Annotated in this window: 24 protein-coding genes; 16 read left to right on the forward strand and 8 right to left on the reverse strand. The window is 71.1% G+C overall.

Annotated elements, in window-relative coordinates:
• Positions 1–20: 20 nt before the first annotated feature.
• From glgC to ACFWU3_RS04415, 6 genes are all read left to right on the forward strand, one after another.
• Positions 21–1,238 carry a glucose-1-phosphate adenylyltransferase gene (glgC, locus tag ACFWU3_RS04390; RefSeq protein WP_384430889.1) on the forward strand — a complete coding sequence of 406 codons (1,218 nt, stop codon included), beginning with the start codon at positions 21–23 and terminating at the stop codon, positions 1,236–1,238.
• A 153-nt stretch (positions 1,239–1,391) separates the two neighbouring features.
• Positions 1,392–1,808, forward strand: a complete 417-nt coding sequence (locus ACFWU3_RS04395) for an ATP-binding protein (RefSeq protein ID WP_384430892.1) — start codon at positions 1,392–1,394, stop codon at positions 1,806–1,808.
• Between the two features lie 587 nt (positions 1,809–2,395).
• Complete coding sequence (locus ACFWU3_RS04400) at positions 2,396–3,040, forward strand: ArsR/SmtB family transcription factor (protein ID WP_384430896.1); 645 nt, start codon at positions 2,396–2,398, stop codon at positions 3,038–3,040.
• 125 nt (positions 3,041–3,165) lie between these two features.
• Positions 3,166–3,894, forward strand: a complete 729-nt coding sequence (locus ACFWU3_RS04405) for an SRPBCC domain-containing protein (RefSeq protein WP_384430899.1) — start codon at positions 3,166–3,168, stop codon at positions 3,892–3,894.
• 221 nt (positions 3,895–4,115) lie between these two features.
• Positions 4,116–5,579 carry an SDR family NAD(P)-dependent oxidoreductase gene (locus tag ACFWU3_RS04410; RefSeq protein ID WP_384430902.1) on the forward strand — a complete coding sequence of 488 codons (1,464 nt, stop codon included), beginning with the start codon at positions 4,116–4,118 and terminating at the stop codon, positions 5,577–5,579.
• A 581-nt stretch (positions 5,580–6,160) separates the two neighbouring features.
• A complete protein-coding gene (locus tag ACFWU3_RS04415; RefSeq protein ID WP_384430905.1) occupies positions 6,161–6,334 on the forward strand; it encodes a hypothetical protein in 174 nt (57 codons plus the stop codon).
• 230 nt (positions 6,335–6,564) lie between these two features.
• On the opposite strand, the gene ACFWU3_RS04420 is transcribed toward ACFWU3_RS04415, so the two are convergent.
• Positions 6,565–7,317: a DsbA family protein gene (locus tag ACFWU3_RS04420; RefSeq protein ID WP_384430908.1), complete on the reverse strand. Its 753-nt coding sequence runs from the start codon at positions 7,315–7,317 to the stop codon at positions 6,565–6,567.
• A gap of 191 nt (positions 7,318–7,508) precedes the next feature.
• On the opposite strand from ACFWU3_RS04420, the gene ACFWU3_RS04425 reads away from it, so the two are divergent.
• Entirely contained in the window at positions 7,509–9,854 is a 2,346-nt protein-coding gene (locus tag ACFWU3_RS04425) for an alpha-L-fucosidase (RefSeq protein WP_384430911.1), read from the forward strand.
• Here the strand turns inward: ACFWU3_RS04425 and ACFWU3_RS04430 are convergent.
• Both ACFWU3_RS04430 and ACFWU3_RS04435 read right to left on the reverse strand, forming a co-directional pair.
• On the reverse strand, positions 9,832–11,238 hold the full coding sequence (locus ACFWU3_RS04430) for a lipase maturation factor family protein (RefSeq protein ID WP_384430914.1): 1,407 nt from the start codon (positions 11,236–11,238) through the stop codon (positions 9,832–9,834). The two genes, ACFWU3_RS04425 and ACFWU3_RS04430, sit on opposite strands and share 23 nt — an antisense overlap.
• A complete protein-coding gene (locus ACFWU3_RS04435; protein ID WP_384430917.1) occupies positions 11,216–11,773 on the reverse strand; it encodes a DUF1990 family protein in 558 nt (185 codons plus the stop codon). Before ACFWU3_RS04435 ends, ACFWU3_RS04430 begins: the two co-directional genes overlap by 23 nt.
• Before the next feature lie 297 nt (positions 11,774–12,070).
• Between ACFWU3_RS04435 and ACFWU3_RS04440 the strand changes: the two genes are divergently transcribed.
• The 7 genes from ACFWU3_RS04440 (at position 12,071) to ACFWU3_RS04470 (ending at position 19,981) form a co-directional block, all read left to right on the forward strand.
• A complete protein-coding gene (locus ACFWU3_RS04440) occupies positions 12,071–13,108 on the forward strand; it encodes a DUF6777 domain-containing protein (RefSeq protein WP_384430919.1) in 1,038 nt (345 codons plus the stop codon).
• 53 nt (positions 13,109–13,161) lie between these two features.
• On the forward strand, positions 13,162–15,264 hold the full coding sequence (locus tag ACFWU3_RS04445; RefSeq protein ID WP_384430922.1) for a SpoIIE family protein phosphatase: 2,103 nt from the start codon (positions 13,162–13,164) through the stop codon (positions 15,262–15,264).
• Positions 15,265–15,340: 76 nt separating this feature from the next.
• Positions 15,341–16,687, forward strand: a complete 1,347-nt coding sequence (locus tag ACFWU3_RS04450; protein ID WP_384430925.1) for a wax ester/triacylglycerol synthase family O-acyltransferase — start codon at positions 15,341–15,343, stop codon at positions 16,685–16,687.
• A 237-nt stretch (positions 16,688–16,924) separates the two neighbouring features.
• Positions 16,925–17,920, forward strand: coding sequence for an aldo/keto reductase (locus tag ACFWU3_RS04455; RefSeq protein ID WP_384430928.1), 996 nt, complete (start codon positions 16,925–16,927; stop codon positions 17,918–17,920).
• Positions 17,917–18,228 (forward strand): L-rhamnose mutarotase, encoded by a 312-nt coding sequence (locus ACFWU3_RS04460; protein WP_384430931.1) that lies wholly within the window; start codon positions 17,917–17,919, stop codon positions 18,226–18,228. The genes ACFWU3_RS04455 and ACFWU3_RS04460 overlap by 4 nt, the downstream gene beginning before the upstream one ends.
• A 3-nt stretch (positions 18,229–18,231) precedes the next feature.
• Positions 18,232–19,083, forward strand: coding sequence for an amidohydrolase family protein (locus ACFWU3_RS04465; protein WP_384430934.1), 852 nt, complete (start codon positions 18,232–18,234; stop codon positions 19,081–19,083).
• A gap of 37 nt (positions 19,084–19,120) precedes the next feature.
• Positions 19,121–19,981 carry an Fpg/Nei family DNA glycosylase gene (locus ACFWU3_RS04470; protein WP_384430937.1) on the forward strand — a complete coding sequence of 287 codons (861 nt, stop codon included), beginning with the start codon at positions 19,121–19,123 and terminating at the stop codon, positions 19,979–19,981.
• Positions 19,982–20,022: 41 nt separating this feature from the next.
• Here the strand turns inward: ACFWU3_RS04470 and ACFWU3_RS04475 are convergent, their stop codons facing one another.
• Complete coding sequence (locus ACFWU3_RS04475; RefSeq protein WP_384430939.1) at positions 20,023–20,700, reverse strand: zf-HC2 domain-containing protein; 678 nt, start codon at positions 20,698–20,700, stop codon at positions 20,023–20,025.
• Positions 20,701–20,878: 178 nt separating this feature from the next.
• Between ACFWU3_RS04475 and ACFWU3_RS04480 the strand changes: the two genes are divergently transcribed.
• Together ACFWU3_RS04480 and ACFWU3_RS04485 are read left to right on the forward strand one after the other, a co-directional pair.
• A complete protein-coding gene (locus ACFWU3_RS04480; protein ID WP_384430942.1) occupies positions 20,879–21,679 on the forward strand; it encodes a LytR/AlgR family response regulator transcription factor in 801 nt (266 codons plus the stop codon).
• 253 nt (positions 21,680–21,932) lie between these two features.
• The gene (locus ACFWU3_RS04485) at positions 21,933–22,202 is read left to right on the forward strand and encodes a hypothetical protein (RefSeq protein WP_384430945.1); all 270 of its coding nucleotides are present in this window, start codon (positions 21,933–21,935) and stop codon (positions 22,200–22,202) included.
• 11 nt (positions 22,203–22,213) lie between these two features.
• Here the strand turns inward: ACFWU3_RS04485 and ACFWU3_RS04490 are convergent, their stop codons facing one another.
• The 4 genes from ACFWU3_RS04490 to ACFWU3_RS04505 form a co-directional block, all read right to left on the reverse strand.
• Positions 22,214–22,735 (reverse strand): hypothetical protein, encoded by a 522-nt coding sequence (locus tag ACFWU3_RS04490; protein ID WP_327677981.1) that lies wholly within the window; start codon positions 22,733–22,735, stop codon positions 22,214–22,216.
• A gap of 270 nt (positions 22,736–23,005) precedes the next feature.
• On the reverse strand, positions 23,006–23,590 hold the full coding sequence (locus tag ACFWU3_RS04495) for a TIGR03086 family metal-binding protein (RefSeq protein WP_384430950.1): 585 nt from the start codon (positions 23,588–23,590) through the stop codon (positions 23,006–23,008).
• Between the two features lie 13 nt (positions 23,591–23,603).
• Entirely contained in the window at positions 23,604–23,990 is a 387-nt protein-coding gene (locus tag ACFWU3_RS04500) for a GntR family transcriptional regulator (RefSeq protein WP_384430953.1), read from the reverse strand.
• Positions 23,987–24,745, reverse strand: a complete 759-nt coding sequence (locus ACFWU3_RS04505; RefSeq protein ID WP_384430956.1) for a hypothetical protein — start codon at positions 24,743–24,745, stop codon at positions 23,987–23,989. The genes ACFWU3_RS04500 and ACFWU3_RS04505 overlap by 4 nt, the downstream gene beginning before the upstream one ends.
• Between the last annotated feature and the right edge of the window lie 55 nt (positions 24,746–24,800).

The raw sequence follows: 24,800 nt of genomic DNA on the forward strand, positions 1-24,800 counted from the left end.
AGCAGGTGTGAGGGGGCACGATGCGCGGTGGACCTTCGGTGCTCGGGATCGTTCTGGCCGGCGGGGAGGGCAAGCGGCTGATGCCGCTCACCGCCGACCGTGCGAAACCGGCGGTGACGTTCGGCGGGATGTACCGCCTCGTCGACTTCGTCCTCTCCAGTCTCGTCAACGGGGACATTCTGCGCATCTGCGTGCTGACGCAGTACAAGTCGCACTCGCTGGACCGGCATGTCACCACGACGTGGCGGATGTCGAGCCTCCTCGGCAACTACGTGACACCGGTCCCGGCCCAACAGCGGCTCGGCCGGCGGTGGTACCTCGGCAGCGCGGACGCGATCCTCCAGTCGCTCAACCTGGTCAATGACGAACAGCCCGACTACATCGCCGTGTTCGGCGCCGACCATGTGTACCGGATGGACCCGCGGCAGATGCTCAAGCAGCACATCGAGGGAGGCGCGGGGGTCACCGTCGCCGGGATCAGGGTCCCGCGCGCCGAGGCGTCCTCCTTCGGCATCATCACGCCTGCGTCCGACGGCGCGAGAGTGGAGCGGTTCCTCGAGAAGCCCGCGGACCCGCCCGGACTGCCCGGCGACCCCGAGCGGGTCTTCGCCTCCATGGGCAACTACCTCTTCACCACCAAGGTCCTCGTCGACGCGCTGTACCGGGACGCCGAGGACGACAACTCCGTCCACGACATGGGCGGTTCGATCCTGCCGATGCTCACCGAGCAGGGCATGGCGCAGGTCTACGACTTCAACGAGAACCATGTGCCGGGGGAGTCGCCACGGGAACACGGCTACTGGCGCGACGTGGGCACCCTCGACTCGTACTACGACGCCCACATGGATCTGATACCCGACCGGCCGGCCTTCGACCTCTACAACCGCCGCTGGCCCATCTACACGCACCCGGGCCAGCTGCCGCCGGCCCGCTTCATCGGCGCCGGCATCGCGAGCGAGTCGATCGTCAGCCCCGGCTGTGTGGTCCGCGGGCAGGTCACCCGGTCCGTCCTCTCTCCCGGTGTGATGGTCGGTGAGGGCGCGGTGGTGCAGGGTTCGGTGCTGCACGACAACGTCCGGATAGGCAGGGGCGCTGTCGTCCGTGGTTCGATCCTGGACAAGAACGTCGACGTGCCACCCGGTGCGACCATCGGCGTCAACCCGGAGCGGGATCAGGAGCTCTACACGGTCTCCAAGAACGGCGTCATCGCGCTCGGCAAGGGCCAGAGGGTCCTGTGAGCCGTCCTGTGAACGCGCTGTGACATGAACCCCGATTGCGGATCACCCTGTCCGGGCACCACTTGGAGGTAGGGGCACGCCGTCGCGCATCCGCGGAGCACGGCAGCCCCGTTCGGCTTTGAGGGTGTCACCGACCGGAACGGAGTGATGAGGATGCGTACGCAAGGGCGCACCCGTCGGCGCGCCGCTCGTGCGACGTATCAACTGCCGCAGGCGGAGACATCCGCCCGCTGGGCGCGCCATCTGACGACGGTCTTCCTGAGCCGCCGTTGCGGCGAGCCGGTGACGGGGGACCAGATCGAGGACGCCACCCTGATCGTGTCCGAACTGGTCACCAACGCCACCCGGCACGGCCGCAGCGGCTGCCGGCTCCGGCTGCACGTCGACCCGGGCCTGGTCACCGTCGAGGTCGAGGACGCCAGTCCGATACACCCGAGAGTGTGCTCGCCCCTGGAGAGCGACGAGAGCGGGCGCGGCATCGTCATGGTGCGCGAGCTCTCCCGGCACTTCGCGGTACGGGGCGGACCGGGCGGCGGCAAGACCGTCCAGGCGGTGCTGGCCGCGTCCTGAGGAGTTCCGAGGACGCTCATCGCTGTCGTTCCGCACGGCGGACGCCACACACCGGAGCCGAGCTCCGTGCCTATCGAGCGGACCCCTGGCTGCCGCGCGCCGTGACGGAACTCATCGACGGGCAGGGCGCCGTCGACGGTGAACCCGGCGTTGCCGGCCCTCACGGATATCGTTGTCGACCCGACGGGCAGGCTGCGGTCGCGCGTGAGCGCGCGATCATCCTTTTGTACGCGAGCTGGTGACCGGCCGTCAGCGGGAGGCCGGGTCGTCGAGACAGGTGTCGGGCAGATCGGGCTCCGCCGCGTCGAACGCGGGCTCGCGGCACCGCTCGATCCCGGCCGCCATCGGGGGCACCCCGTCGTTCCCGATGCCGTCGATGCCGTCGATGCCGTGGTCCCGCCGGGACGCCGGGATGCCGTGGACGGGCAGCCATCCCGTGCCCTCACGCCTTTCCGTACGACCGACAAGGGTCTCTTGTCCTGTACCTGCCCAGGCCCCAGGGGTCTGCCGCTGTCGGCCCGCCGCGACCTGTCACCGACAACAAAAGGGTGCTGGACAAGAAAAGTTTTCGGTGAGACCGTGGAGCCATGTTGGACGTCACAGTGATCGAGGACTCCGCGGCAGCCGCCGTCTCGCTGGACCCCGTGCGCTCCCGGCTCCTGGCCGAGCTCGCCGCGGGCCCCGCCTCGGCGGCCATGCTCGCCGGCCGGGTCGGCCTGCCCCGCCAGAAGGTGAACTACCACCTCAAGGCACTGGAGCGGCACGGACTGGTCGAGCTTGCCGGTGAACGACGCAAGGGCAACGTCACGGAGCGGCTGATGCGGGCCACGGCGGCCTCGTACGTCATCTCTCCGCTGGCTCTGGCCGCGGTGCAGCCGGATCCGGCAGGGTTCCGCGACCAGCTCTCCGCGCGCTGGATGCTCGCGGTCGCCGCGCGCCTCGTGCGCGATGTCGGCAGCCTGATCACCGGCGCGGCCAAGGCGCGCAAGCGGCTCGCGACCTATGCGCTCGACGCCGAGGTGCGGTTCGCCTCCGCCGCCGACCGCGCCGCGTTCGTCGAGGAGCTCACCCAGGGCGTGAGCGCGCTGATCGCCCGGTACCACGCCGAGGACGCCCCCGGCGGCCGCGATCACCGCCTTGTCGTGGCGCTCCACCCGACCGTGAAGATCCCGGACGCAGTCGAGGGCCCGGACACCGGGGCCCCCGCCGCGCTGCCCGGGGAGCCGTCATGACAAGGCCACCCGCTGCGCACGACCACCACCTCGCCGGGGCGTCGCGGCGCGCCTGACCGTCCATCCCCATCCCCTCATCGACGCACTGAACCAGCACGACACCCAGCACGACACAAGGAGACGTCATGTCCAAGGAATTCGAGATCGTCCGGGAGTTCGAGGTCGACGCCGAGCCCCAGCAGGTCTGGGAGGCGATCACCACCGGGACGGCCGGCTGGCTCTGGCCGATGGAGTACGAACCCCGCGAGGGAGGCGCCGCTCCCTACGGCGGCACCGTCACCGCCTGGGATCCTCCCCACCGGCTGACCGGCCGCACCGAGGACGTGGAAGGCATCACCCAGCAGACCTTCAACCAGCTCGATCACGTCATCGAGCCCCGCGAGGGCGGCGGTTCCTGGGTGCGTTACGTCCACAGCGGCATCCTGGTCGAGGACTGGGACAACCAGTACGACGGTGCCGACAAGCACACCGACTTCTATCTGCACACCCTGCGGCAGTACCTGCTGCACTACACCGGCAAGGCGGCCGTGTTCATGAGCGTGGATGCCCCCGACACCTCGAACGAGCCGGGCGGCCTCGACGTCGTGAGCCGGGGACTCGGGCTGGCGGACGACGCGGCCGAGGGCGCGACCGTACGGGTCGAACTGCCCGGCACCGGCCCGGTCGACGCCGTCCTGGACTACCGCAACCGCTACTTCGTGGGCCTGCGCACGGACGACGCCATGTACCGAGTCTTCGGTCGCAACCACTTCGGCGCCCCTGTCGGCGTCAGCGTCCACGACTTCGCCGCCGGAGCGGACGCGCAGAAGAACGAGGAGGCCTGGCGCACCTGGCTCACCGGCCTCTTCGCGTAGTCGTCCCCCTCCGCGCCGTCGGTCTCCCCGGATCAGCCGGGCCGGGGGAGACCGACGGCGGGCGGGAGCGGCGGGCAGAGCCGGGTGGGCAGGGGAGACCTGCGCCGCACGGTCGGGCTCGAAGGCCCCGGTCACGGGATTTTGTCGTCACCCATTTGCTCAGTAAAGTTGCGCTTTTGAAACCCCCACAGCGCGCGAGCGACCGAGGAACGGCAAAGGCCATGACGGTGACAGAGGACAGTCAGGTGTTCGGCCCGGGCATCGACCCGGAGCGGATGGCCGTCTGCCTGAGCGTGCTCGACGAGCTCGACAAGCTGGACGTCGACCACCCCGACGCCATCGCGGTCCGCCGGGCCACCGCCGGTATCTACCGGACGGTGAAGCAGCGCCGCCGGCAGGAGCGGCGCGCCGCCAAGACCGCGCACGACAAGTCGGTCACCGAGGCCACCGCCACCGGCTCCGCCGAGCGGATCGACGACGAGACCGAGGGTCTCCTGCCGTCGTCGTCGGCCACGGGCGAGATCGCCGGCATACTCCAGCGCCCCCGGTCCTGCTACATCTGCAAGACCCGCTACGTCGAGGTCGACGCCTTCTACCACCAGCTCTGCCAGGGCTGCGCGGCCGAGAACCGGGCCCGCCGCGATGCGCGGACCGACCTCACCGGCAAGCGGGCGCTCCTCACCGGCGGACGCGCCAAGATCGGTATGTACATCGCGCTGCGGCTGCTCCGTGACGGTGCCCACACGACGATCACCACCCGCTTCCCGAACGACGCGATCCGCCGCTTCAAGGCGATGCCGGACAGCGACGAGTGGATCCACCGCCTCAAGATCGTCGGTATCGACCTGCGTGACCCGGCGCAGGTCGTCGCGCTCGCCGACTCCGTCTCCGCCCAGGGCCCCCTGGACATCCTGATCAACAACGCGGCCCAGACGGTACGCCGCTCCCCGCAGGCATACAGCGAACTCGTCAGCGCCGAGTCCGCGCCGCTGCCCGCCGGTGAGCTGCCGCCCGCCGAGGTCATCGGCACCTTCGGCAGCGGCGCGGTGGAAACGGTGGCCGCGCTGCCCTCCGCCGCGGGCGAGGGCCTCACCGCCCAGGACGTCACCGGGCTCGCCCTCGTCAGCGGCTCCGCGTCCCCGGCGCGGATCGCGGCCGGCAACGCGATCGACGCGGGCGGTCTGGTCCCGGATCTGCACCACACCAACAGCTGGATCCAGACGGTGTCCGAGGTCGACCCGGTGGAGCTGCTCGAGGTCCAGCTCTGCAACTCCACGGCCCCGTTCATCCTCATCAGCAGGCTGCGCCCGGCGATGGCGGCTTCCGCCGCGAAGCGCACCTACGTGGTGAACGTCTCCGCGATGGAAGGGGTCTTCAGCCGCGGATACAAGGGTGCGGGCCACCCGCACACCAACATGGCCAAGGCCGCGCTGAACATGCTCACCCGCACCAGCGCCCAGGAGATGTTCGAGAGCGACGGCATCCTGATGACCGCCGTCGACACCGGCTGGATCACCGACGAGCGTCCGCACCCCGACAAGATGCGTCTCGCGGACGAGGGCTTCCACGCCCCGCTCGACCTGATCGACGGTGCCGCCCGCGTCTACGACCCGATCGTGCGCGGAGAGTCCGGCGAGGACCTCTTCGGCTGCTTCCTGAAGGACTACGCTCCGGCGAACTGGTAAGCCTTCATCCCTGGTGGACGGCGTACGGGACTTCCGTGCGCCGTCTTCCGCGTACCCGGCGCGGTCCCGGCGGAGGTCCTCGCGGGAGACCGCGGCGCCGGGCTCCGGTCTCCGTCGACCTGCTCAGCGACCCTGCCCCGGCCCCCTCTCGCCCGCGGCCGGCCACCACACCCGCTACTCCATCCGGGTGTCCCGCCGGGGGCCTCCTTGGCACCCGCCCCACCACCTCGTCGACCAGGTCTCCTGCCGCCCGCCGGACCGCTGCCGAGGAGCCCCCGGTCCCCGCTGCCGCGCCGGAGTCGGGGCGGCCCCGTGATCGTCGCGGGGTGGTCCGCCCGCGATCCCCGAAGCCCCGGACAGGCAGAGATCGTTGGCCGGATTTGCGTTGATTTTACGGCCCCATAGAGCGGTCCTCTGCTCATTTGGTTACTCTGAGGCGAACGGACGCCACCAAGAGGTTCACGAAAGCCCCTTGGCCGTCCTGGGACAAGCCTGCAACCAGGCTGCGGTCCCGCCCGAAGACCGGCGCCACCGCGACCGAACTGCCCTTGTCCCAGTTACGCGACACAGAGGAGTGCGCGGTGACACCTGATGTGAAGAAACACGAGAAGCGACCGCTGGATCTCAGCGGCGAGCGGTCACGTCGTCCCGACGACCTCGGAAGCCTGGAAGTCTGGGCCCGCTCGGCCCCGATCCGGCTGGCCGGTTACGAGGACGACCTGGCAGAGCCGCACATCCTGCCCGGCATCGACTGAGCGGATCGCTTCGCCCCGTGCCCCCTGCCGACGGCAGGGGGCACGAACGGTCAAGGCGCCGCGCGTCCCGCGGCGTCACCGGTATCCCCTCCCGGACGAGCACGTCCCGGCCCGGGCCCCCGCCGTCCCGTCGGCGCGCGACGCCCCCGACACGGCTTGTGCGGTGGGCAGTTGACTTCGGTCCCGCGATCTTGGATGCCGACCCCGAAACGGGGTCGGCTTGATCGGCCCTAGGCGACCGGCTTCCACTTCTCGGGATACTGGTGGATCCCCGTGAGCATGCCGTCGAACAGTGACTTGTCGAAGAGGAGACCGTTGGCGGCCTCCGGGATCCGCTTGTCGTTGATCACGACGGTCGGGGTGCCCGGCCCGAAGGATTCCGGGCCGTCCGCGGCGTCGTAGGCCGCCTGTGAGGCCGTGACGAAGCTCCGGTACTTCATCGTCGTGACAGCGTGGTCGAACTCCTTGCCGCGCAGACCGGGCACCTTGGCCGCCAGCTCGAGCAGCCGGCCCGTGGTGAACCCGCCGGACAGCTCGGCGCTGGTCCGGTTCCGGATCAGCAGGGCGTGGTACTCGGTGAAGCGGCCCGCGTCCAGGGCTGCCCGCAAGGCGTTCACCGCCCTCTTCGAGCCGTCGCCGCCCAGGCTTTCGTCGCGGAACGAGGCGAACGTGTACTCCGTCTTCACCTGGCGGCTGATGGTCTTCGCGCGGAGCACCGAGGCGCCGCCCCTGAGCTCGAACTCCTCGACCACCGGGCACCGGGGATCCTCGTACACGCGCACCGTCGTCCGCGCGGCCGGGTCCCCCACGGTGATCGTCGTGCCGTCCGGGGCCAGCTTCTCCGGCAGTCGCGCCTCGCTCGCGTACGCCGTCGCCTCGGCGGCCTTGGTCGGGGCCGCGGTCCCGCTCCCCGGTACGCAGCCGGCCAACGCCGCCGCCAGGACACCCGCCGCCACCGCGGACATCCGTCTTCCCCACGTCACCTGCACAAGATCCCCCCTTGATCACAGGGACACTAGGGCTTCCCTCCGTGAAGCGCACATGTATTCGGGTGCCACGTCGGCCGGCTGTGATCCTCGCGCGGCGATTCATCCGATGGGTCGACGAGAATGTCCGCGCTCCGCGCTGTGAAACGTATTGACAGGTTCCCGACAGCCTTCAATCATCGGACCTCATGACCGAACTTCCCAGGCGCCACGTACTCGGAATGACGGCGGGGGCGGCAGTCGGCGCCGCCCTCATCACCCCGGCCACGGCCGATGCGAGCCCGCACACGACACCACGCGGCACGGCAGGCGGTGACTGGGGCACGGTCCCGGCCGCCGTGCCCGTACCGCTGGACCGCTGGTTCGACAACGACGGCATCGACACCGCGGACGCCCGCGGCGGCAACTTCGACGGCTCCGGCTACACCTTCCCCGGCGAGGAACTCCCCGCGGGGAAGCGGGAGATCGACGGCATCCCCTATCTCTTCCCCATGGCCGGCGCGGGAGCCAAGAACAACATCGTCGCGCTCGGCCAGCGCGTGGACCTCCCGCCCGGCCGCTACCTCTCGGGGCTCCTTCTCGTCGCGAGCAGCTACGGCGCGGCCTCCGGCACGGCGACCGTCCACTACGCGGACGGCTCCAGCCGGCCCGTGGCACTCGGCGGCCCGGACTGGTACTCCGGCAGCGGTGCGATCACCGCCGCTTACCGCTACACCCCGACCGGTGCCAAGGACCCGCACCCGGTCGTCATCGCCACCGCCGAACTCACCATGGACGCGACGAAGGAGGCCGTGGCGCTGACCCTGCCGGTCACCAACCCGGCCGAGGCGGACCGGAGTTCCCTCCACATCTTCGCCCTCACCCTCCAGCCGGCGGCCACGGGAAGGGCGTTGGCACTGCGCGAAGCGCGCTCGACGACTTCGCTGCTCGGCGCCGGCGCGCAGAGCGTCGAGGCCACGGTCATCAACGCCGGCACCGTCGGCATCCTCCCCTCCGACCGGCTCACCATCTCCGTCGACGTGCCCGGCGCCCGCACGGTCGCCCCCGCCACGGTCGGGCGGCTCGCCCCGGGGGAGCAGGCGAGAGTCCGCGTCGGCATCCGCCGCCGGCCCGGTACCCCGCCGGGCACCCGGCAGGACGGCTCCGTCCTCGCCCGCGGCCGGGGTCAGCAGGCCGCCGCCGCGCGGCGCACTCTGACGCTCGGCGTCCCCGACTACGAACCCACCGACGCCTCGCTGAACACCCATCAGGCCCCGTACTGGTTCCAGGACGCGAAGTTCGGGATCTTCATCCACTGGGGTCTCTACTCGGTCCCCGCGTGGGCGCCGGTCGGCAAGCAGTACGCCGAGTGGTACTGGAGCCAGATGCAGGACCCGAACAACCCGACGTACGCCCATCACCGCCAGATGTACGGGGAGTCCTTCGCCTACGACGACTTCATCCCGCGGTTCCGGGCCGAGCGGTTCGACCCGCGCTCCTGGGTGGAGCTGTTCCGCGACGCCGGGGCGCAGTACCACGTCCTGACCTCCAAGCACCACGAGGGCTTCGCGCTCTGGGACACCAAGGTCAGCGACCGCAACTCGGTGAAGATGGGCCCGCGCCGGGATCTGATCAGAGCGCTCTTCGACGCCTCCCGCCGCTACGCGCCCGAACTGCACCGCGGCCTGTACTTCTCCATGCCCGAGTGGTTCAACCCCGACAACCCCTGGTCGGGACACGCACCGCGGAACCCCTACACGCTGGAGCCCGTGCCGTACACCGGCCACCGCCGTGGCGACTACATCCAGGATCTTCAGGCGCCGCAGATGCTGGAGCTGATCGACGGTTACGACCCCGAGGTCCTGTGGTGCGACATCGGCGGGGCGAACGACAGCCACCGGGTGCTCGCGGAGTACTTCAACCACGCGAAGAACCGGGCCCGCCCGATCGAGGTCACCGTCAACAACCGCTCCGGCATCGGGCCGCACGACTTCACGACGCCCGAGTACACGACGTACGACTCGATCGTCACCGACAAGTGGGAGTCGAGCCGGGGACTCGACCCGTTCAGCTACGGCTACAACGCGCAGACCCCCGACGACCGGTACATGACGACCGAGGAGGTGGTGCACTCACTCGTCGACATCGTCTCCAAGAACGGCAACTTCCTGCTCGACATCGGACCGCGGGCCGACGGCACCATCCCCGAGATCATGGAGCGCCGGCTGCGTGAGACGGGCGCGTGGCTGAAGGTCAACGGCGAGGCAATATACGGCAGCACGTACTGGGCGCGGATGCCGCAACTCGGAGAGGATCTGCGCTTCACCGTCCGGCCGGACGAGGCCTTCTACATCCACTCGCTCGCCGCACCCGGCAGCACCCTCACCGTCGAGGCGCCGGTACCGGTACGCCAGGGCGACCGCGTGACGATGCTCGGCCACGACCGTCCGCTGAACTGGCGTACCACGGGGGACAAGTTCGTCGTCGACGTGCCGGCCGCGGCCCGCCGGGCGGGCCGGCATGTCTGGGTGTTCAAAGTAGCCTGGTCGGCCTGAGGAACTCGCGCACATGGCTCCGGTGCCACCAGGCACCGGTGGCCCGCAGTTCGCGCCAGGTCGTGTACCGGTAGTGGTACACCCTGGCGCGGACATACGCGGGCGGGGCGTCGGGGAACGGATTGTGGCGCAGCAGCTTCAGCGTGTCCCGGTCGCCCTCCAGCAGCCGCTCCATGAACGTCCCGAACCAGGGCCCCGCGTAGGCGGGGGAGAGCGCGGCGAACCACATCATCCAGTCGAGCCGCAGATGGTAGGGGGCGAACTGACGCGGCATCGCGCGGACGTCACCGGGCTTGCCGCGGAACCCGTACTCCCGCCACACGGTGCCCTCATGGAGAACGCTCTCCTCGGTGCCCTCGATCACCACTTCGTGGCGGATCCGCCCGACCGTCCCGAACGCGCCGTAGGCGTTGACCAGATGGAGCGAGTCGTAGGAGCGGTTCATCTGCTGCCGCCGGGAGAGCAGATTGCGGGCCGGGCGGTAGCTGAGCACCAGGACGAGCACCGTGACCGCGATGACCACGATCTCGTACCAGAGCGGGGAAGCGGGCAGTGCGGGAGCCCCGGCGATCAGTGAGCCGTCGAGGGCCGAGAGCGCGAGCACGATCGTGATCCAGTTGAGCCAGGCGAAATTGCCGGAGAGCACCAGCCACAGCTGCGTCACCACGATCAGCGCGGCCGCCGCACCGGCCACCGGCTGGGGCGTGAACAGCAGGAACGGCACGACGAGTTGCGTGACATGGTTGGCGGCCACCTCGACGCGGTGGGCCGGGCGTGGCAGATGGTGGAAGAACCAGCTCAGCGGGCCGGGCATCGGCTGGGTCTCGTGGTGGTAGTCCAGGCAGGTCAGCTTGCGCCAGCACTCGTCCCCGCGGATCTTGATCAGACCCGCCCCGAACTCCACCCGGAACAGCACCCAGCGCAGCAGGAACAGCACGAGGACGGGCGGTGCGGTGCGTTCGTTGCCGAGGAAGACGGCCAGGAACCCGGTCTCCAGCAGCAGGGACTCCCAGCCGAAGCCGTACCAGGTCTGCCCCACATTGACGATCGACAGATACAGCAGCCACAGCACCGCCCACCAGGCCATCGCCGCCCGGAGGGGGAGGTGATCCGCCGCTCCAGCCACCAGCGCCGCGGACAGCAGACAGCCGCTCCAGGCGACGAGGGCGAAGAAGCGGTCGGAGTAGTGCAATTGGAAGAGGCTCGGCGCCTGCCGCCACGTCACCCGGCGGACGAAGGCCGGCACCGGCAGCATGCCCCGTTCGCCGATCAGGGCCCGGAACTGAAGGGCCGCGGTCAGGAACGCGACCAGGTACACGCCGGCCAGAGCCCGCTGGAACACCAGCCGGCTCAGCCAGTAGTCACTGTCGACGAACCACTCCATCACCTCCAGTATCGGTCTCCGCGAGCCGGCGCACGGTGCGACCGAGCCGGTGCGCGTACGCCGTCTGCATCAGCGGCACGAGAGGCCCGCCGAGCCGGGACCACCACACCGCCGGGCGGCTGAAGGCCATCACGGTGAACCAGACCGAGCCGTCGTCCCGCAGATCGACGACGAACGACTCCTCGCCGCGGACGGGGTGCCCCCGCAGGGTTCCGTAGCCGAAACCGGTCCGGTCCCGCTCGTGCACCGTCCACACCACCTCGCACGGGGCGGTGATCCGCAGGGGGCCGAAGCCCGCGGAGACCTCGACCCGCGCGCCGGGCTCGGCCCGCCGGGCCGTCGTGCGCAGCCGCACCCCCGAAGCCCGGTGCGCACGCCAGGTGGCCAGGGCCTCGCCCGCCGCCGCGAACACCGCCCGGCCGCGGCCGATCCGGACCGTGCGATGCAGATGGCGGTAGTCGTCGGGCATCGGCCCGAGGCGGGTGGCCCCGGTCTCCGGGTAGCTGAGGGCGCCGGTGCGGTGGACGCTGTTCATACGTCCTCCGACGATGAGGTCGGCCGAATGGGTGCGAGCCGCGCGCACGGGGCCGGCGGCCGTTCCCGGGGCCCGGGAGCCGGTCCTGCGGGCGTCAAGATCACGTTGACCAGCGCGGACATCGCGCACCCCTCCCCGAGGCCGAGCAGGTACACCTTCCCGAGGTCGAGCGTAGGCCCGTACTTGAACGCGTTCAAGTAGCGGAGGTGGCGGCGGTCCGGCAGAACTTGAGAAATGCATCGGGAGAAAAGGTGGGAGAGGTACGTGCGTCCCGTTCGTCGTCGGTACTCCACGGCCATGGCTCTGGCCGTCGCGCTCACACTCGGACTCCTGACCGCCGGCTGCGGCGGCGACAGCAGTGCGGCGACGGACACCGAGGAAAGGGTGCTCCTCCAGTCGGCGACCGTTCCGGGGCCGGATCCCTTCACGGCGTCGACCGCCCGCTCCCTCTCCTCGCCCGCGCCCGATCCGCCCGCCCCGTCGGCCGCCACGAGCAGCGAACCCGCCCGCGGGCAGAGCCTGCGCACCCTGTCGGGCAGCACGCCCGGTCTCTACGGCGGCACCGAGACCATCGGCAGCTGCGACATCGAGCAGCAGATCACCTTCCTCGGCAAGGACGCGGCGAAGCAGCGCGCCTTCGCCAAGGCCGCCGGGGTCTCCGAGGCGAAGGTGCCCGCCCACCTGCGCAGCCTGACCCCGGTCGTCCTGCGCGCCGACACCCGGGTGACCGGCCACGGCTTCGAGGACGGGTCCGCCGTTGCCCGGCAGTCCCTGCTCCAGGCGGGCACCCCCGTACTGGTCGACGAGTACGGGGCGCCCCGGGTCCGCTGCGTCGGCGGCAACCCGCTGAAGGCGCCGGTCGCCGTCAAGGGGGCCGTGATTCACCAGGGCAGGCAGTGGACGGGGTTCCGGCCGGACCGGGTCGTCGTCATCAAGCCCACCGCCCAGGCCGTCAGCAGCCTGATCATCGTCAACATCCTCGACAGCACCTGGATCGAGCGGAAGACCGGGAGCGACGGTGAGCAGGACAGAATTCCCGAGGTGCTCCCGCCCGTCGCCCCGGACGACATCTTCACCTACCCGCCGGCCATGCCGCCCCAGCCCGACGCCCCCGCCTCGCCGAGCACCCCGAGCGAGCCCGCCGCCCCCGGCGATCCGTCCGGTCCGGCCGAGTCCCCGTCCGGCCAGGACGTGGCCCCGCCGGCCGATCCGCCGAGCGAGGAACTGCCACCGGCCGATCCCGACATGCCCTCCGAGGAGGACGTCGACCCCTCCGATCCGAACCTGCTCATCCCCTCCGACGAGCCGTCCGAGCCGGACACCTTCGCGGGCTGAGCGGGCCGTCCGAACCGGTCGAAGAATCGGACGAATGATGGCAGAGTGGCTCCATGGTTGACCGGGCAGCGGGGGCCCTGTCGCTTCCCGACGACTGGCCTGCCGACCCCGATCTGAGCTTGGTTCTCAACCGCATGGGGCTCTGGGACTGGGATCTGGCCAGCGGGCTGATGCACATGGACGAGCCCGCTCTCAAGGTGTTCGACGTCCGTCCCGAGGAGTACGACGGCCGGCCGGAGAGCCTTGCCTTCCGCGTGCCGCGCGAGGAAGCCGCACGGCTCGACGCCATGGTCGCGCAGGCGCTGAAGACCGGCAGCGACCACTACGGCGCGTACTTCCGTATCCGCCGCCGCGACGGCAGTCTGCGCTGGACCCACACCCAGGGACGTGTCCGCCGTGACGGCAGGGGCCGGCCCGTGCGCATCATCGGCATCGTCCGCGACGCCACCGAGGAGCTGGCCGACTCCTCCGCGCGGATCGCGGTCGACATCGAGCGCCGCCGGCAGACCAGCGTGGTGGAGAGCACCACCGCGGCACTCGCCCATGCCAGGACCGTGCAGGACGTCATCGACGTGCTCAAGGACTCGCACGGTCTCGAGCACTTCGGCGCGACCAGCCTGGTGATGGGACTGCTGGAGTCGGGCGGGCGCATCCATCTGGTCGCGGAGGGTCCTGAGGGCTCGTTCGTGCCCGGGACCCGCTACACCCGGGTGGACGAGCAGTACCCGATGAGTGAGGTCGTGCGCACCCTGGCCCCGCGCTTCATCGAGTCCAAGGAGGACTTCGCCACCTCCTATCCGGTGCTGTGGCCGAACATCGAGGGTCTCGGCATCGAGTCCGCCGCCTATCTGCCGCTGATCGCCCAGGCGCAGCCCATCGGAGCGCTCGGACTGCTCTACCGCGACAAGTCCGGCTTCAGCGCGGAGGAGCGCAACGTGCTGGTCGCCCTCGGCAGCAGCATCGCGCAGAGCCTCCAGCGCGCCGTCCTCTACGACCAGGAGCACGACCTGGCGAAGGGTCTTCAGCAGGCCATGCTGCCGCGCAAGATCCCGCAGGTCCCCGGGGCCGGGATCGCCGTCCGCTACCGCTCGGCCCGGATGGGCCGGGACGTCGGAGGCGACTGGTACGACGTGATCACCCTGCCGGGCGGCCGGGTCGGGGCGGTCATCGGCGACGTGCAGGGCCACGACACGGACGCCGCGGCGGTGATGGGTCAGCTGCGCATCGTGCTGCGGGCGTACGCGGCCGAGGGCCACACCCCCGCCACCGTGATGGCACGCGCCTCCGTCTTCCTGCACGAGCTGGACACCGACCGGTTCGCGACCTGCATGTACGCCGAGGTCGACCTGACGACCGGGGTGGTCCAGGTGGTGCGCGCCGGACACATGGACCCCCTGATCAGGGACGCGGACGGCAACTGCCGCAGGGTCCCGGTGGAGGGCGGACTGCCGCTGGGACTGTCGGCGGAGTTCGGCCGGCTCGAATACCCGGTCAACACTGTGGAGCTGGACCCCGGGCAGACGCTCATCCTCTACACCGACGGCCTGGTCGAGATGCCGGGTGCCGACCTCGACGACGGACTGCAGCTCCTCACGGCCCTGGTCCACGCGGGCCCCCGTGATCTCCAGCTGCTGGCGGATCATCTGTGCGAGGTGGTGGAGGAGCGGGGCGGTGGCGACGACGTGGCGCTGCTGCTGCTGCGACGGAAGGGCGCGTTCGCTCCGCGGACGGGCGGCCGGATGCGTCAGCACGTCGCCCAGAACGACGCGGAGGCACTGCGTTCGGCCCGGCACATGGTCCGGGCCACGGTGCGCGCCTGGGGGGCGCGTGAGCGCGCCGACGAGATCGAACTCGCCGCGGACGAGATGATCACCAATGCGCTGATGCACACCGACGGAGGTGCGATCGTCACCGTGCGGGTCCTCTCCGGCCCGCAGCGGCGGCTGCGGGTGGAGGTGGAGGATCGTTCCAGCGCGCTGCCCCGGCGGCGGGACGCGGGGGAGTCAGGAGTCTCCGGACGGGGGCTTCTGCTGGTGGACCGGCTGGCCGATGCATGGGGAGTGGAGTCACGCGGCAGTGGCAAGTGCGTGTGGTGCGAGTTCACCGTCCCGGACAGAGCGGGCGGAGAACGAGAATCCGATGTTAACTGTCCGTGAACTGATCGTACTTGACCGTAACCGACCGAAGGCGATTGACTTCGCACTCCCTGGCTATCTAGGACATGAGGACACCGTGAGCAGCGAGCTTCTCGCCCCCCTCGACCTGGCGTTCTGGCACCTCGAATCCGCCGCCCACCCCATGCACCTCGGCGCCCTCGCCTTCTTCGGCTCCGCCGAAGGGGACAGGAGTCACGGCGAGGTCCTCGACCTGCTCGCCACCCGCGCGGCGGCGATCCCCCGGCTGCGGATGCATGTGCGCGACGTCCTGCTTCCCGTCGGCGGGGCCGCCTGGTGGGTGGCCCAGGACTTCGACGTGACGCGCCACGTCCGCCATGTCCGCCTCCCGGCGGGCGACTTCACCGCCGCGGCCACCGGTATCGCCGGGGAGCTCATGGAGCGCCCGCTCGCGCGCGGACTCCCGCCGTGGGAGATGTACCTCCTCACCGGCGAGCCCGGCGGCCCCTTCGCGGTGCTCGTGAAACTCCATCACGCCCTCGCCGACGGGATGCGCGCGGTCGCCATCGGCGCCGGCATCTTCGACGAGATCGCCGGCGCGCGGGGGATGCGGGCGCGCCGGTCGGGGCCGGTGCCGGCCTCGTCGTGGCGCAGCGTGCCGGGTCAGCTCATCGGCTTCGCCCGGGACCGTATCGACGACCTCGGGAACGCCGTGGGTGTCGGGGCGTCCGTCGTGCGGGCCAGCCGCCTCGACTCCCGGGGCATGCCCGCCCTCGCGGCAGGGTCCAGTGGTACCCGCAGGCTCGGCACCGTCGCTCTCGACCTCGATGATGTGCGGCGTGTGCGCAAGGCCGTGGGCGGTACGGCCAACGATGTCCTGCTCGCCATCGTCGCCGGGGCGCTGCGGAGGTGGACGCGGGAGCGCGGAGACCTGCTGCCCACGGCCGACCCCCGGGCGCTGGTGCCGGTGTCGCGTCGCAGGCCCGGCAGTCCGGCCGGGTCCGGCAACCGGCTCTCCGCCTACCTGGTCGACCTGCCCGTCTCCGATCCCGACCCTCGTTCGCGGCTCGATGCCGTCCGGATCGCCATGAACCGCAACAAGGCGGCGGGACCGATGCGCGGAGCCGGGGCCGTCGCCGTACTCGCCGATCAACTGCCGCCGCTGGCACACCGGTTCGGTGCCCCGCTGGCGGGCGGCGCAGCCCGGATGCTCTTCGACGTCCTGGTGACCAGCGTGCCGCTGCCCCGCTCGGCCCTCTCGCTGGGCGGCTGCCCACTGCTCTCGATCTATCCGATGGCGCCGCTGGCGCGCGGTCAGTCGCTGGCCGTCGCCCTGACGACGTACGACGGGCAGGTGCACGTGGGTCTGGTGGCCGACGGCAAGGCCGTGCCCGACCTCGACCGGCTCGCCCGCAGTGTGGAGGACGAGCTGGCTGAGCTGCTCGACATGGCACTGACGCTGTGAACCGATGTGTCCGAAAGATCGGACACATCGACCGCATCCGGCAACATCTCGCCCCTTCGCGGGTGTTGACGCCCTGAGTGATCCGATGAATATTCGTCTGTGATCGACCCATCGGTGCACCGATGCACCGATGCACCGATGCACCGATGCACCGATGGGTCGATGGATCGATGCAACGACCGGCGCGCTCGGTGCGGCCGTGTCGGCGGACGCCAGGGGCGAGGGGGCAGCAGCGGGATGCGACGAAGCACGCTCGGCCGCAGCGGGGTCGAGATCACCGAACTGTCCTTCGGGGCCGCGGCCATCGGCAACCTCTTCACCCCGGTCGCGGCCGAGGAGGCGGCAGCCGCGGTCGACGCCGCCTGGGACGTGGGCATCCGCACCTTCGACACGGCTCCGCACTACGGTCTCGGCCTCTCCGAGCGCAGGCTCGGCGAGGCACTGCGCGGCCGGCCCCGTGACGCGTACACCGTCTCCACCAAGGTCGGGCGGCTGCTCGAACCCTGCCCGGCCGACGGCGACGACCTGGCCCATGGCTTCGCCGTTCCCGCCGACCACCGGCGCGTCTGGGACTTCAGCGCCGACGGCGTGCGCCGCAGCATCGAGGAAAGCCTCACCCGCCTGGGCCTCGACCGGATCGACATCGTCCATCTCCACGACCCGGACGACCACGAGGAAGCCGCCTTCCGTCACGGCTACCCGGCGCTGGAGCGGCTGCGTGCGGAAGGCGTGATCGGTGCGATCGGCGCCGGTATGAACCAGGCCGCCATGCTGACCCGGTTCGTCCGCGACACCGACGTCGACGCCGTGCTCTGCGCCGGCCGCTACACCCTCCTGGACCAGAGCGCCCGCACCGAACTGCTGCCCGAGGCCGAGGCCCGGGGCACGAGCGTCATCGTCGGAGGGGTCTTCAACTCGGGGCTGCTCGCCGACCCGCGCCCGGGCGCCACGTACGACTACACGGCCGCACCCGACGACCTCCTCCGGCGCGCACTGCGGATCGAGGCCGTCGCCGCACGGCACGGAGTACCGCTGCGTGCCGCCGCACTGCACTTCTCGCTCGGGCACCCGGCCGTCGCCGGTGCCCTGGTCGGCGCCCGCTCAGCCCGCGAGGTCCGGGACGCGGGGGACCTCCTCGCCCGCGACGTCCCGACCGCCCTGTGGGACGACCTGGTCGCCGAAGGGCTCCTGCCGAAGGACAGCCAGCTGCCCGAGGACGGAGGCGCCCGATGAGAGTGGCGCTGCACACCGCGGTCCGCCCCGACCGCGTCGAGGAGTACGAAGCCGCCCACCGCGAGGTCCCCGCCGAGTTGACCGAGGCGATCCGCGCCGCCGGCGTCACCTCCTGGACCATCTGGCGCAGCGGCACCGACCTCTTCCACCTCCTCGACTGCGACGACTACGCCGGGCTGCTGGCGGCGCTCGAAACGCTCCCCGTCAACATCGCCTGGCAGGCCCGGATGGCCGAACTCCTCGACGTCGTGCACGACTACACCGCGGACGGCGCCGGCGCCGGCCTGCCCGTCGTCTGGGAGCTGTGAACCATGGCCGTCGTCGATGCCCACCACCATGTGTGGGACCTCTCCGTCCGGGACCAGGACTGGATCACCGGCCCCGACCTCGCGCCCCTGCGCCGTACGTTCACGCTCGACGACCTGCGGCCCGAGGCGCGCTCCGCGGGAGTCCGCGCGACCGTGCTCGTCCAGACCGTCACCGTCGCCGAGGAGACACCGGAGTTCCTCGCCCTCGCCGACGGCAGCGACCTCGTCGCGGGGGTCGTCGGCTGGACCGACCTCACCGCCCCCGACGTCGCCGACACACTGGCCGCGCTACGGGAGGGGCCGGGCGGCGACCGGCTCGTCGGCATCCGCCACCAGGTGCAGGGCGAACCCGACCCCGCCTGGCTGCTGCGGGACGACGTCCGGCGGGGGCTCGAAGCCGTCGCGTCCGCCGGCCTCGTCTACGACCTGCTCGTCCAGCCCCGTCAGCTGCCCGCCGCGGTCGAGGTGGTGAGCCGCGTCCCCGGCCTCACCTTCGTCCTCGACCATCTGGGCAAGCCCCCCATCGCCGCCGAGGAGCCGGAACCATGGGCGGGCCGGGTACGGGCGCTCGCCGAGCGGCCCAACACCGTCTGCAAACTCTCCGGCATGGTGACGGAGGCCGCCTGGGCGACCTGGACCACCGCGGATCTCGCCCCGTACGCCGAGACGGTCGTCGAGGCCTTCGGGCCCGACCGTCTGATGTTCGGCTCCGACTGGCCGGTCTGCCGGCTCGCCGCGGGGTACGCGGAGGTCGTGGACGCCGCCCGTACGCTCACCGGTGGGCTGAGCGAGGACGAGCGCTCCGCCGTCTTCGAGACCACCGCCTGCCGGGTCTACGGGCTCCCGGCGGAATGAACCTGCATCCCTGTGGCCCCTGCGGCACCCTGGAGGCATGCCGGAGCTGCCCGAGGTCGAAGCGCTGAGAGAGTTCCTCGACACCCACCTGGTGGGACAGGAGATCGTCCGTGTCCTGCCGCTGGCGATCAGCGTGCTGAAGACCTACGACCCGCCCCTGTCCGCGATCGAGGGTGCCGGGGTCACCGCCGTGGAACGCCGCGGCAAGTGGCTCGACATCACCGTCGGCGGCCTCCACCTGGTCACCCATCTCGCCCGCGCGGGCTGGCTCCAGTGGAAGGACGAGGTCCCTGCCGCACCGCCGCGCCCCGGCAAGGGTCCGCTCGCCCTGCGCGTCGTCCTCGCCTCCGGGAGCGGCTTCGATCTGACCGAGGCCGGTACCACCAAGCGGCTCGCGGTCCATCTCGTCCGCGACACCGGCGAGGTGCCGGGCGTCGCCCGTCTCGGCCCCGATCCGCTGGCCGACGCGTTCGACCGCGACGCGTTCGCCGCGCTGCTCGCCGGAGAGCGACGGCAGATCAAGGGCGCGCTGCGGGACCAGAGTCTGATCGCGGGGATCGGCAACGCCTACAGCGACGAGATCCTGCACGCCGCGAAGATGTCGCCCTTCAAGCCGGTGCAGAATCTGGGCGAGGAGGAGATCACCACGCTGTACGAAGCCCTCCGCAGCACCCTCGGCGAGGCCGTCGAGCGCTCGCGCGGAGTCGCGGCGGGACGGCTCAAGGCGGAGAAGAAGAGCGGTCTGCGGGTCCACGGCCGGACCGGTCAGCCGTGCCCGGTCTGCGGCGACACGATCCGCGAGGTCTCGTTCAGCGACTCGTCGCTCCAGTACTGCCCCACCTGCCAGACCGGCGGCAAACCGCTGGCCGACCGCAGACTGTCGCGGCTGCTGAAGTAGTCCGATCGCGGTGCGCCCGCGCTCGGTTCAGCTCCTGACCGTCACTTGATCGTCAGGAGCGGCTTGCCGTCGAACGTCCGCACTTCCCAGCGGCCGATGTCACTGCTCGCCAGGTCGGTGCCCCCCTCGATCTCCAGGGGCTTGGCATGACCGGGGACATCCGTCCCGTATCCGCCCCGGGGAACGCGCCAGCTGAGCACCGGATGCTCGATCCCGTCCTTGCCGACGGCGACCAGCCGGCAGGAGCCCGGTCCGGTGAGGCCCGAGAGCCGCATCGCGACCGCCGTGCCCCACATCCGGTCCTCCACGAAGGCGGACGCCGTGACGCCGGAACCGGCGTCCTTCACCGTGACCTGCTTGCCCGCCACCGCCGGCGGCGCGGGGTCCTGCGGGGTCCGCATCGCGAGCGCGCCCAGCGGAAGGGCGACGATCAGGGCCGCCACCGCGGCGACCAGCCGGAGCCGGCGTCTGCTGCTCCGCCTCCGCATCAGCGCGACCTCCTCGGTCAGCCGCTCCAGCAGCCGCGGCGAGGGCCGGGACGCGATCACGCCGGGCCCCGTGAGGTCGGAAATCGCCGAAGCGACCGACGAGAAGTCCGAGAGCTGTACTGTGCACAGCACGCACTCGGCGAGATGCTCCTCGAAGCGGAACGCGTCCCCCGGTTCCAGCACGCCCAGCGCATAGGCGGCCACGTCCTGGTGCCGCTGCTGCATGCCCATGGCGTCCTCGTTTCGTCTCTGGCCGTGCTGTGTCCGTTGCGGTCGGTCGCCGTTGAATACGGATCAGGCGCGTTCTCTGCTCAACCGCGGCCACGAAAGACGAACTGTCTTCGCGGACCCCTTCCCGCGGGCGAAGGACCGTGGCCCCGGCGATCGGGGCGCGCCTAAACTCCGCAGCATGCTGCGTGTACTGGCGGTAGACGACGAGAATCCGGCGCTCGAGGAACTCCTCTATCTGTTGCGTTCCGACGCCCGGGTCACGAGCGCGGAGGGGGCGACGGACGCCACCGAGGCGCTGCGCCGGATCAGCCGCGCACTGGAGGCGGGGCCGGACGGCGAGGACGGCATCGACGTCGTCTTCCTGGACATCCACATGGCCGGGCTCACCGGACTCGATGTCGCCCGGCTGCTCGCGGGTTTCGCCAGGCCGCCGCTGATCGTGTTCGTCACCGCGCACGAGGGCTTCGCCGTCCAGGCCTTCGACCTCAAGGCCGTCGACTACGTCCTCAAGCCGGTGCGCAGGGAGCGGCTGGCCGAGGCGGTGCGCAGGGTGCGTGACCAGGTGCTCGCCGCCCGCGAGCCCCGGCACCCCGAGCAGGAGACCGCGGTGACCGTCCCCGCCACCCGTGCGCCCGTCCACAACACCGCCGAGCAGATACCCGTCGAACTGGGCGGTGTCACACGGTTCGTGGCGGTCGACGACATCGCCTACGTCGAGGCGCAGGGCGACTACGCCCGGCTGCACACGGAGGACGGCAGCCACCTCGTCCGCATCCCGCTGTCCGCCCTGGAGGAGCGCTGGGCCTCCCGCGGTTTCGTCCGCATCCACCGCAGCCATCTCGTCGCGCTGGCCCGTATCGACGAACTGCGCCTGGACGCGGGGGCGACGACGGTCCGGGTGGGTTCGGCCGAACTCGCCGTCAGCCGGCGTCACGCACGGCAGCTGCGGGACCTGCTGATGCGGCACGCGGGAAGCTGACCCACCGCGCCGGCCGCGGGGAGGCCGGCGTTCCGCGCCGACGGCCCGGGGGCCTCACGCACACCGGTGACCGGACATGCCCGGCGACCCTTCGCCGGACGCGTCCCGCCGACCGTTCACCGGACGGGGGCAACCGTTCGTCGCGGGACAGGCCCACCCGGCGACGGGCGTCATCCGCTGGCCGAGAGACGGGGGGATTCGACGCACCGGGCTCCGGCAGCGGCCTAGCCTTGATCAGGAGGTAAGGGGTCTGATGTCCGACATCGAAGCGCTGCTCGCGGAACTGCGGAGCCTGCCGGCGACCCCGGCGTCGGACCCGGGGGACATCGAGGCACTGCTCGCCACGGTCAAGAGCGCCGCGGGGCGCTGGGCGGACGTGCTGTACGAGATCCGGCAGTCGGCCCAGGGTCTGGTCGGCCCACGCGCCGAGGCGGCCCTCGAAGTCGCCTTCCGCCGGGCGGAGGAGTCGTACGTCGAGCTGGAGATCGCGCTCAAGGACTGCGGCCGGCGGCCGGGCCCCTGACAACTGCCCGGTCAGAACAGGTGAATGGCCAGATGACTCAGCGGCAGGCCCAGCTGCCAGGCGGGCATCCATATCTGTTCGCGCTCGTCGACGGACGCGTCCAGCGGATTCGCCGGGTGCCACGGTTCCGTGTCGCCGAGGTCGGCGGCGAGCAGTTCGGTCTGCCGCAGCCACTTCCACGAGTCGCGGGCCAGGGCGAGATCCGGATCGGGTCCGCCGCCGAGCCGCCGCTCCCGCTCGCCGCGTGCGTCGAGTCTCTCCCGTGCCCAGGCCGGCCAGGGATGTCCGTACGAGGTGAGGTTCAGCCACTCCTCGATCCTGGACACCGCGCGGACACCGGCCAGTTCGTCCGAACCGTCACAGAGGTAGATGGTCAGCGCCAGCGTCTCGCGGCCCGCCCGGTATTCGAGCGAGCCGCCCTCCACGAGGGCGCCGGTGCGGAGCATCTCGTCGGCGATGTACTCGGCGCAGAGCCATGCCATGGGGACTGCCAGCGCGCCTCCGCTAGTGCCGTTCGTGCTCTCGGGCTGCAACCTTCCCACCTTCTTCCGGACGACGTCGTGTGCCGACTCGGAGACGAGCCTCCACCGTGTGACACGGCTGAGGGCGCATCTTTACTCAACTTCACCGTGAGGTTTCGCATACTGTCGCCCCTTGGCCGTGGCCCCAGGGAGACGGGGAAACCGGCGGGACATCAGGGGCGCACGTGACTGCGCCGCCGAGGTTTGGAGTCCGGCATGGGGCGGGTACGACGACGCCCGCTCCGGAAGGGAGCGGGCGGCTCGTGCCGTACGCGAGGCGTCTCAGCGAGGATCGCGTCCGATGAATCCGAGAAGCCGGTCCTGGAGGGGAGCGTCCTCGGGGACGGGCACCTCGGGGCCGAAGACCTCCACCCCCGGACCGAACGCGCCGGGCGTCCGGAACTTCTCCATCACCTCGGCCGGGATCGCGGAGGTGCCGCGCCACATCCGCTCCACATCGTCGGCGGGCATCGTCTCGTCCTGCCCGGTCGCCCGCGCCAAGTCCCAGCCGTGCAGCACCAGGTCGTCACTGACGACCCGGTCGATGTGCTGCTCGGCCGTCAGCGGCCCGCTGGGTGTCTCGCAGGGAGCCGCCGCGAGTTCGGGGTCGTCGAGCACGGCCTCGACATCGGCGCGCGCGGCCCGGAAGGCGGCGAGGGGATCCTTCTCGACGGACGGTGCGCGGGAGGGGCGGCGGTCGAGCGGGCGCAGCATGACGCCGTGCATCACGACGATGTGTCCGACGACGTCCCGGGCGGACCAACGAGCGCACGGCGACGGGTTGTCCCACTGCTCGGTCCGGACGGCGGCGACCTTGCTCTCGAAGTCGTCGGCGTGCCTGCGGTATCGGTCGGCGATGTCGCTCATCGGCCGGGTCCTCTCAGCCGTCGGGTGTGGCGAGCGCGTGGCGTACGGCGGTCAGGGCGTCTTCGTCGGTGACACCGAGGTTCCTGGCGGCGACGGCGAAGTGGCGGGCGTGGTCGGCGAGCCGGGTGGCGGCGTCGGGGCCGGTCGCGACGGCGGCGACACGGGTGCCGGAGCCGCGCCGGCTGTGCACCAGCCCGGCCGACTCGAGTTCCCGGTAGGCGCGGACCACGGTGTTGTTGGCAAGACCGAGGTCGGAGGCGAGCTGGCGCACCGGAGGCAGCTTGTCGCCCTCGCGCATCCGGCCGACCGCGATGAGATCGGCGAACTGCTGTCTGATCTGCTCGTACGGGGGCACGGGTGTGGCCGGGTCGACCCGGATCGTCGGGCCGGTGGCCGTCACGGACGCTCCTTGATGTGCGCCTGTGGCAGCAGGAGGGCGCCCAGGCACCAGCCGGCGGTCAGTGCCGAGACGAACGCGATGATTCCGAGGGCCCAGAGGCTCACGGTCTCCATCCAACCACCACAGCTCAGGCTGAGCATCGCGGTCGCCATGGTCAGCGACACGGCGAACAACGGTGCTGCCGTCAGCAGACCCCACGCGCCGACCGTTGCGCGCGCCCTGACCCGGCGCTGCTCGTCGTCGGCCGCTCGCATCGTGATGCGCCGCAGTGTCGCGGCGCACACCGCGGTCCCGACAGCGAGTCCACCGAGCACCGGCCAGGCGTAGTACGGCCCGGGCCAGGGCCCCACCAACTGGTCCCGTCCGCCGCAGGCGGCGGCGACGGCGCGGCCTGCGTGCCCGGTGGCGTCGGTGGAGGCGGTCGCGACGGCGACGGCCAGGAGGACGACGAGCAGCAGAGCCTGTACGAGCAGGGCCGACGCCAGCCCGCGCGGGATGTGGTCACGTATCCGGCGGGGCGCCACCGATGCCTGCCGCACTCCGCGCGCCGCCGGATGGGCGACCACGTCCGCGAGCAGCACTCCGCCGACGGCGCAGATACCGAGGACGGGGATGGCGTAGAGCAGGTCGACGTCGGACTCGGGGCTGAAGGTGACGAGCTTGTTCACCACGACACCTGCGGCGAGCCCGGTCCAGCGGACCGGGGTGTCGATCCAGCTGCGCCAGTCGGTGCGGAACTCCGGAGTGGTGGACATGCGAACCCCCTGATGGCCGGCCATGCGTATCAATCGCTTGAGACAATCTGGCGCC

The sequence above is a fragment of the Streptomyces sp. NPDC058685 genome (genome assembly GCF_042714725.1).
GTDB lineage: Bacteria > Actinomycetota > Actinomycetes > Streptomycetales > Streptomycetaceae > Streptomyces.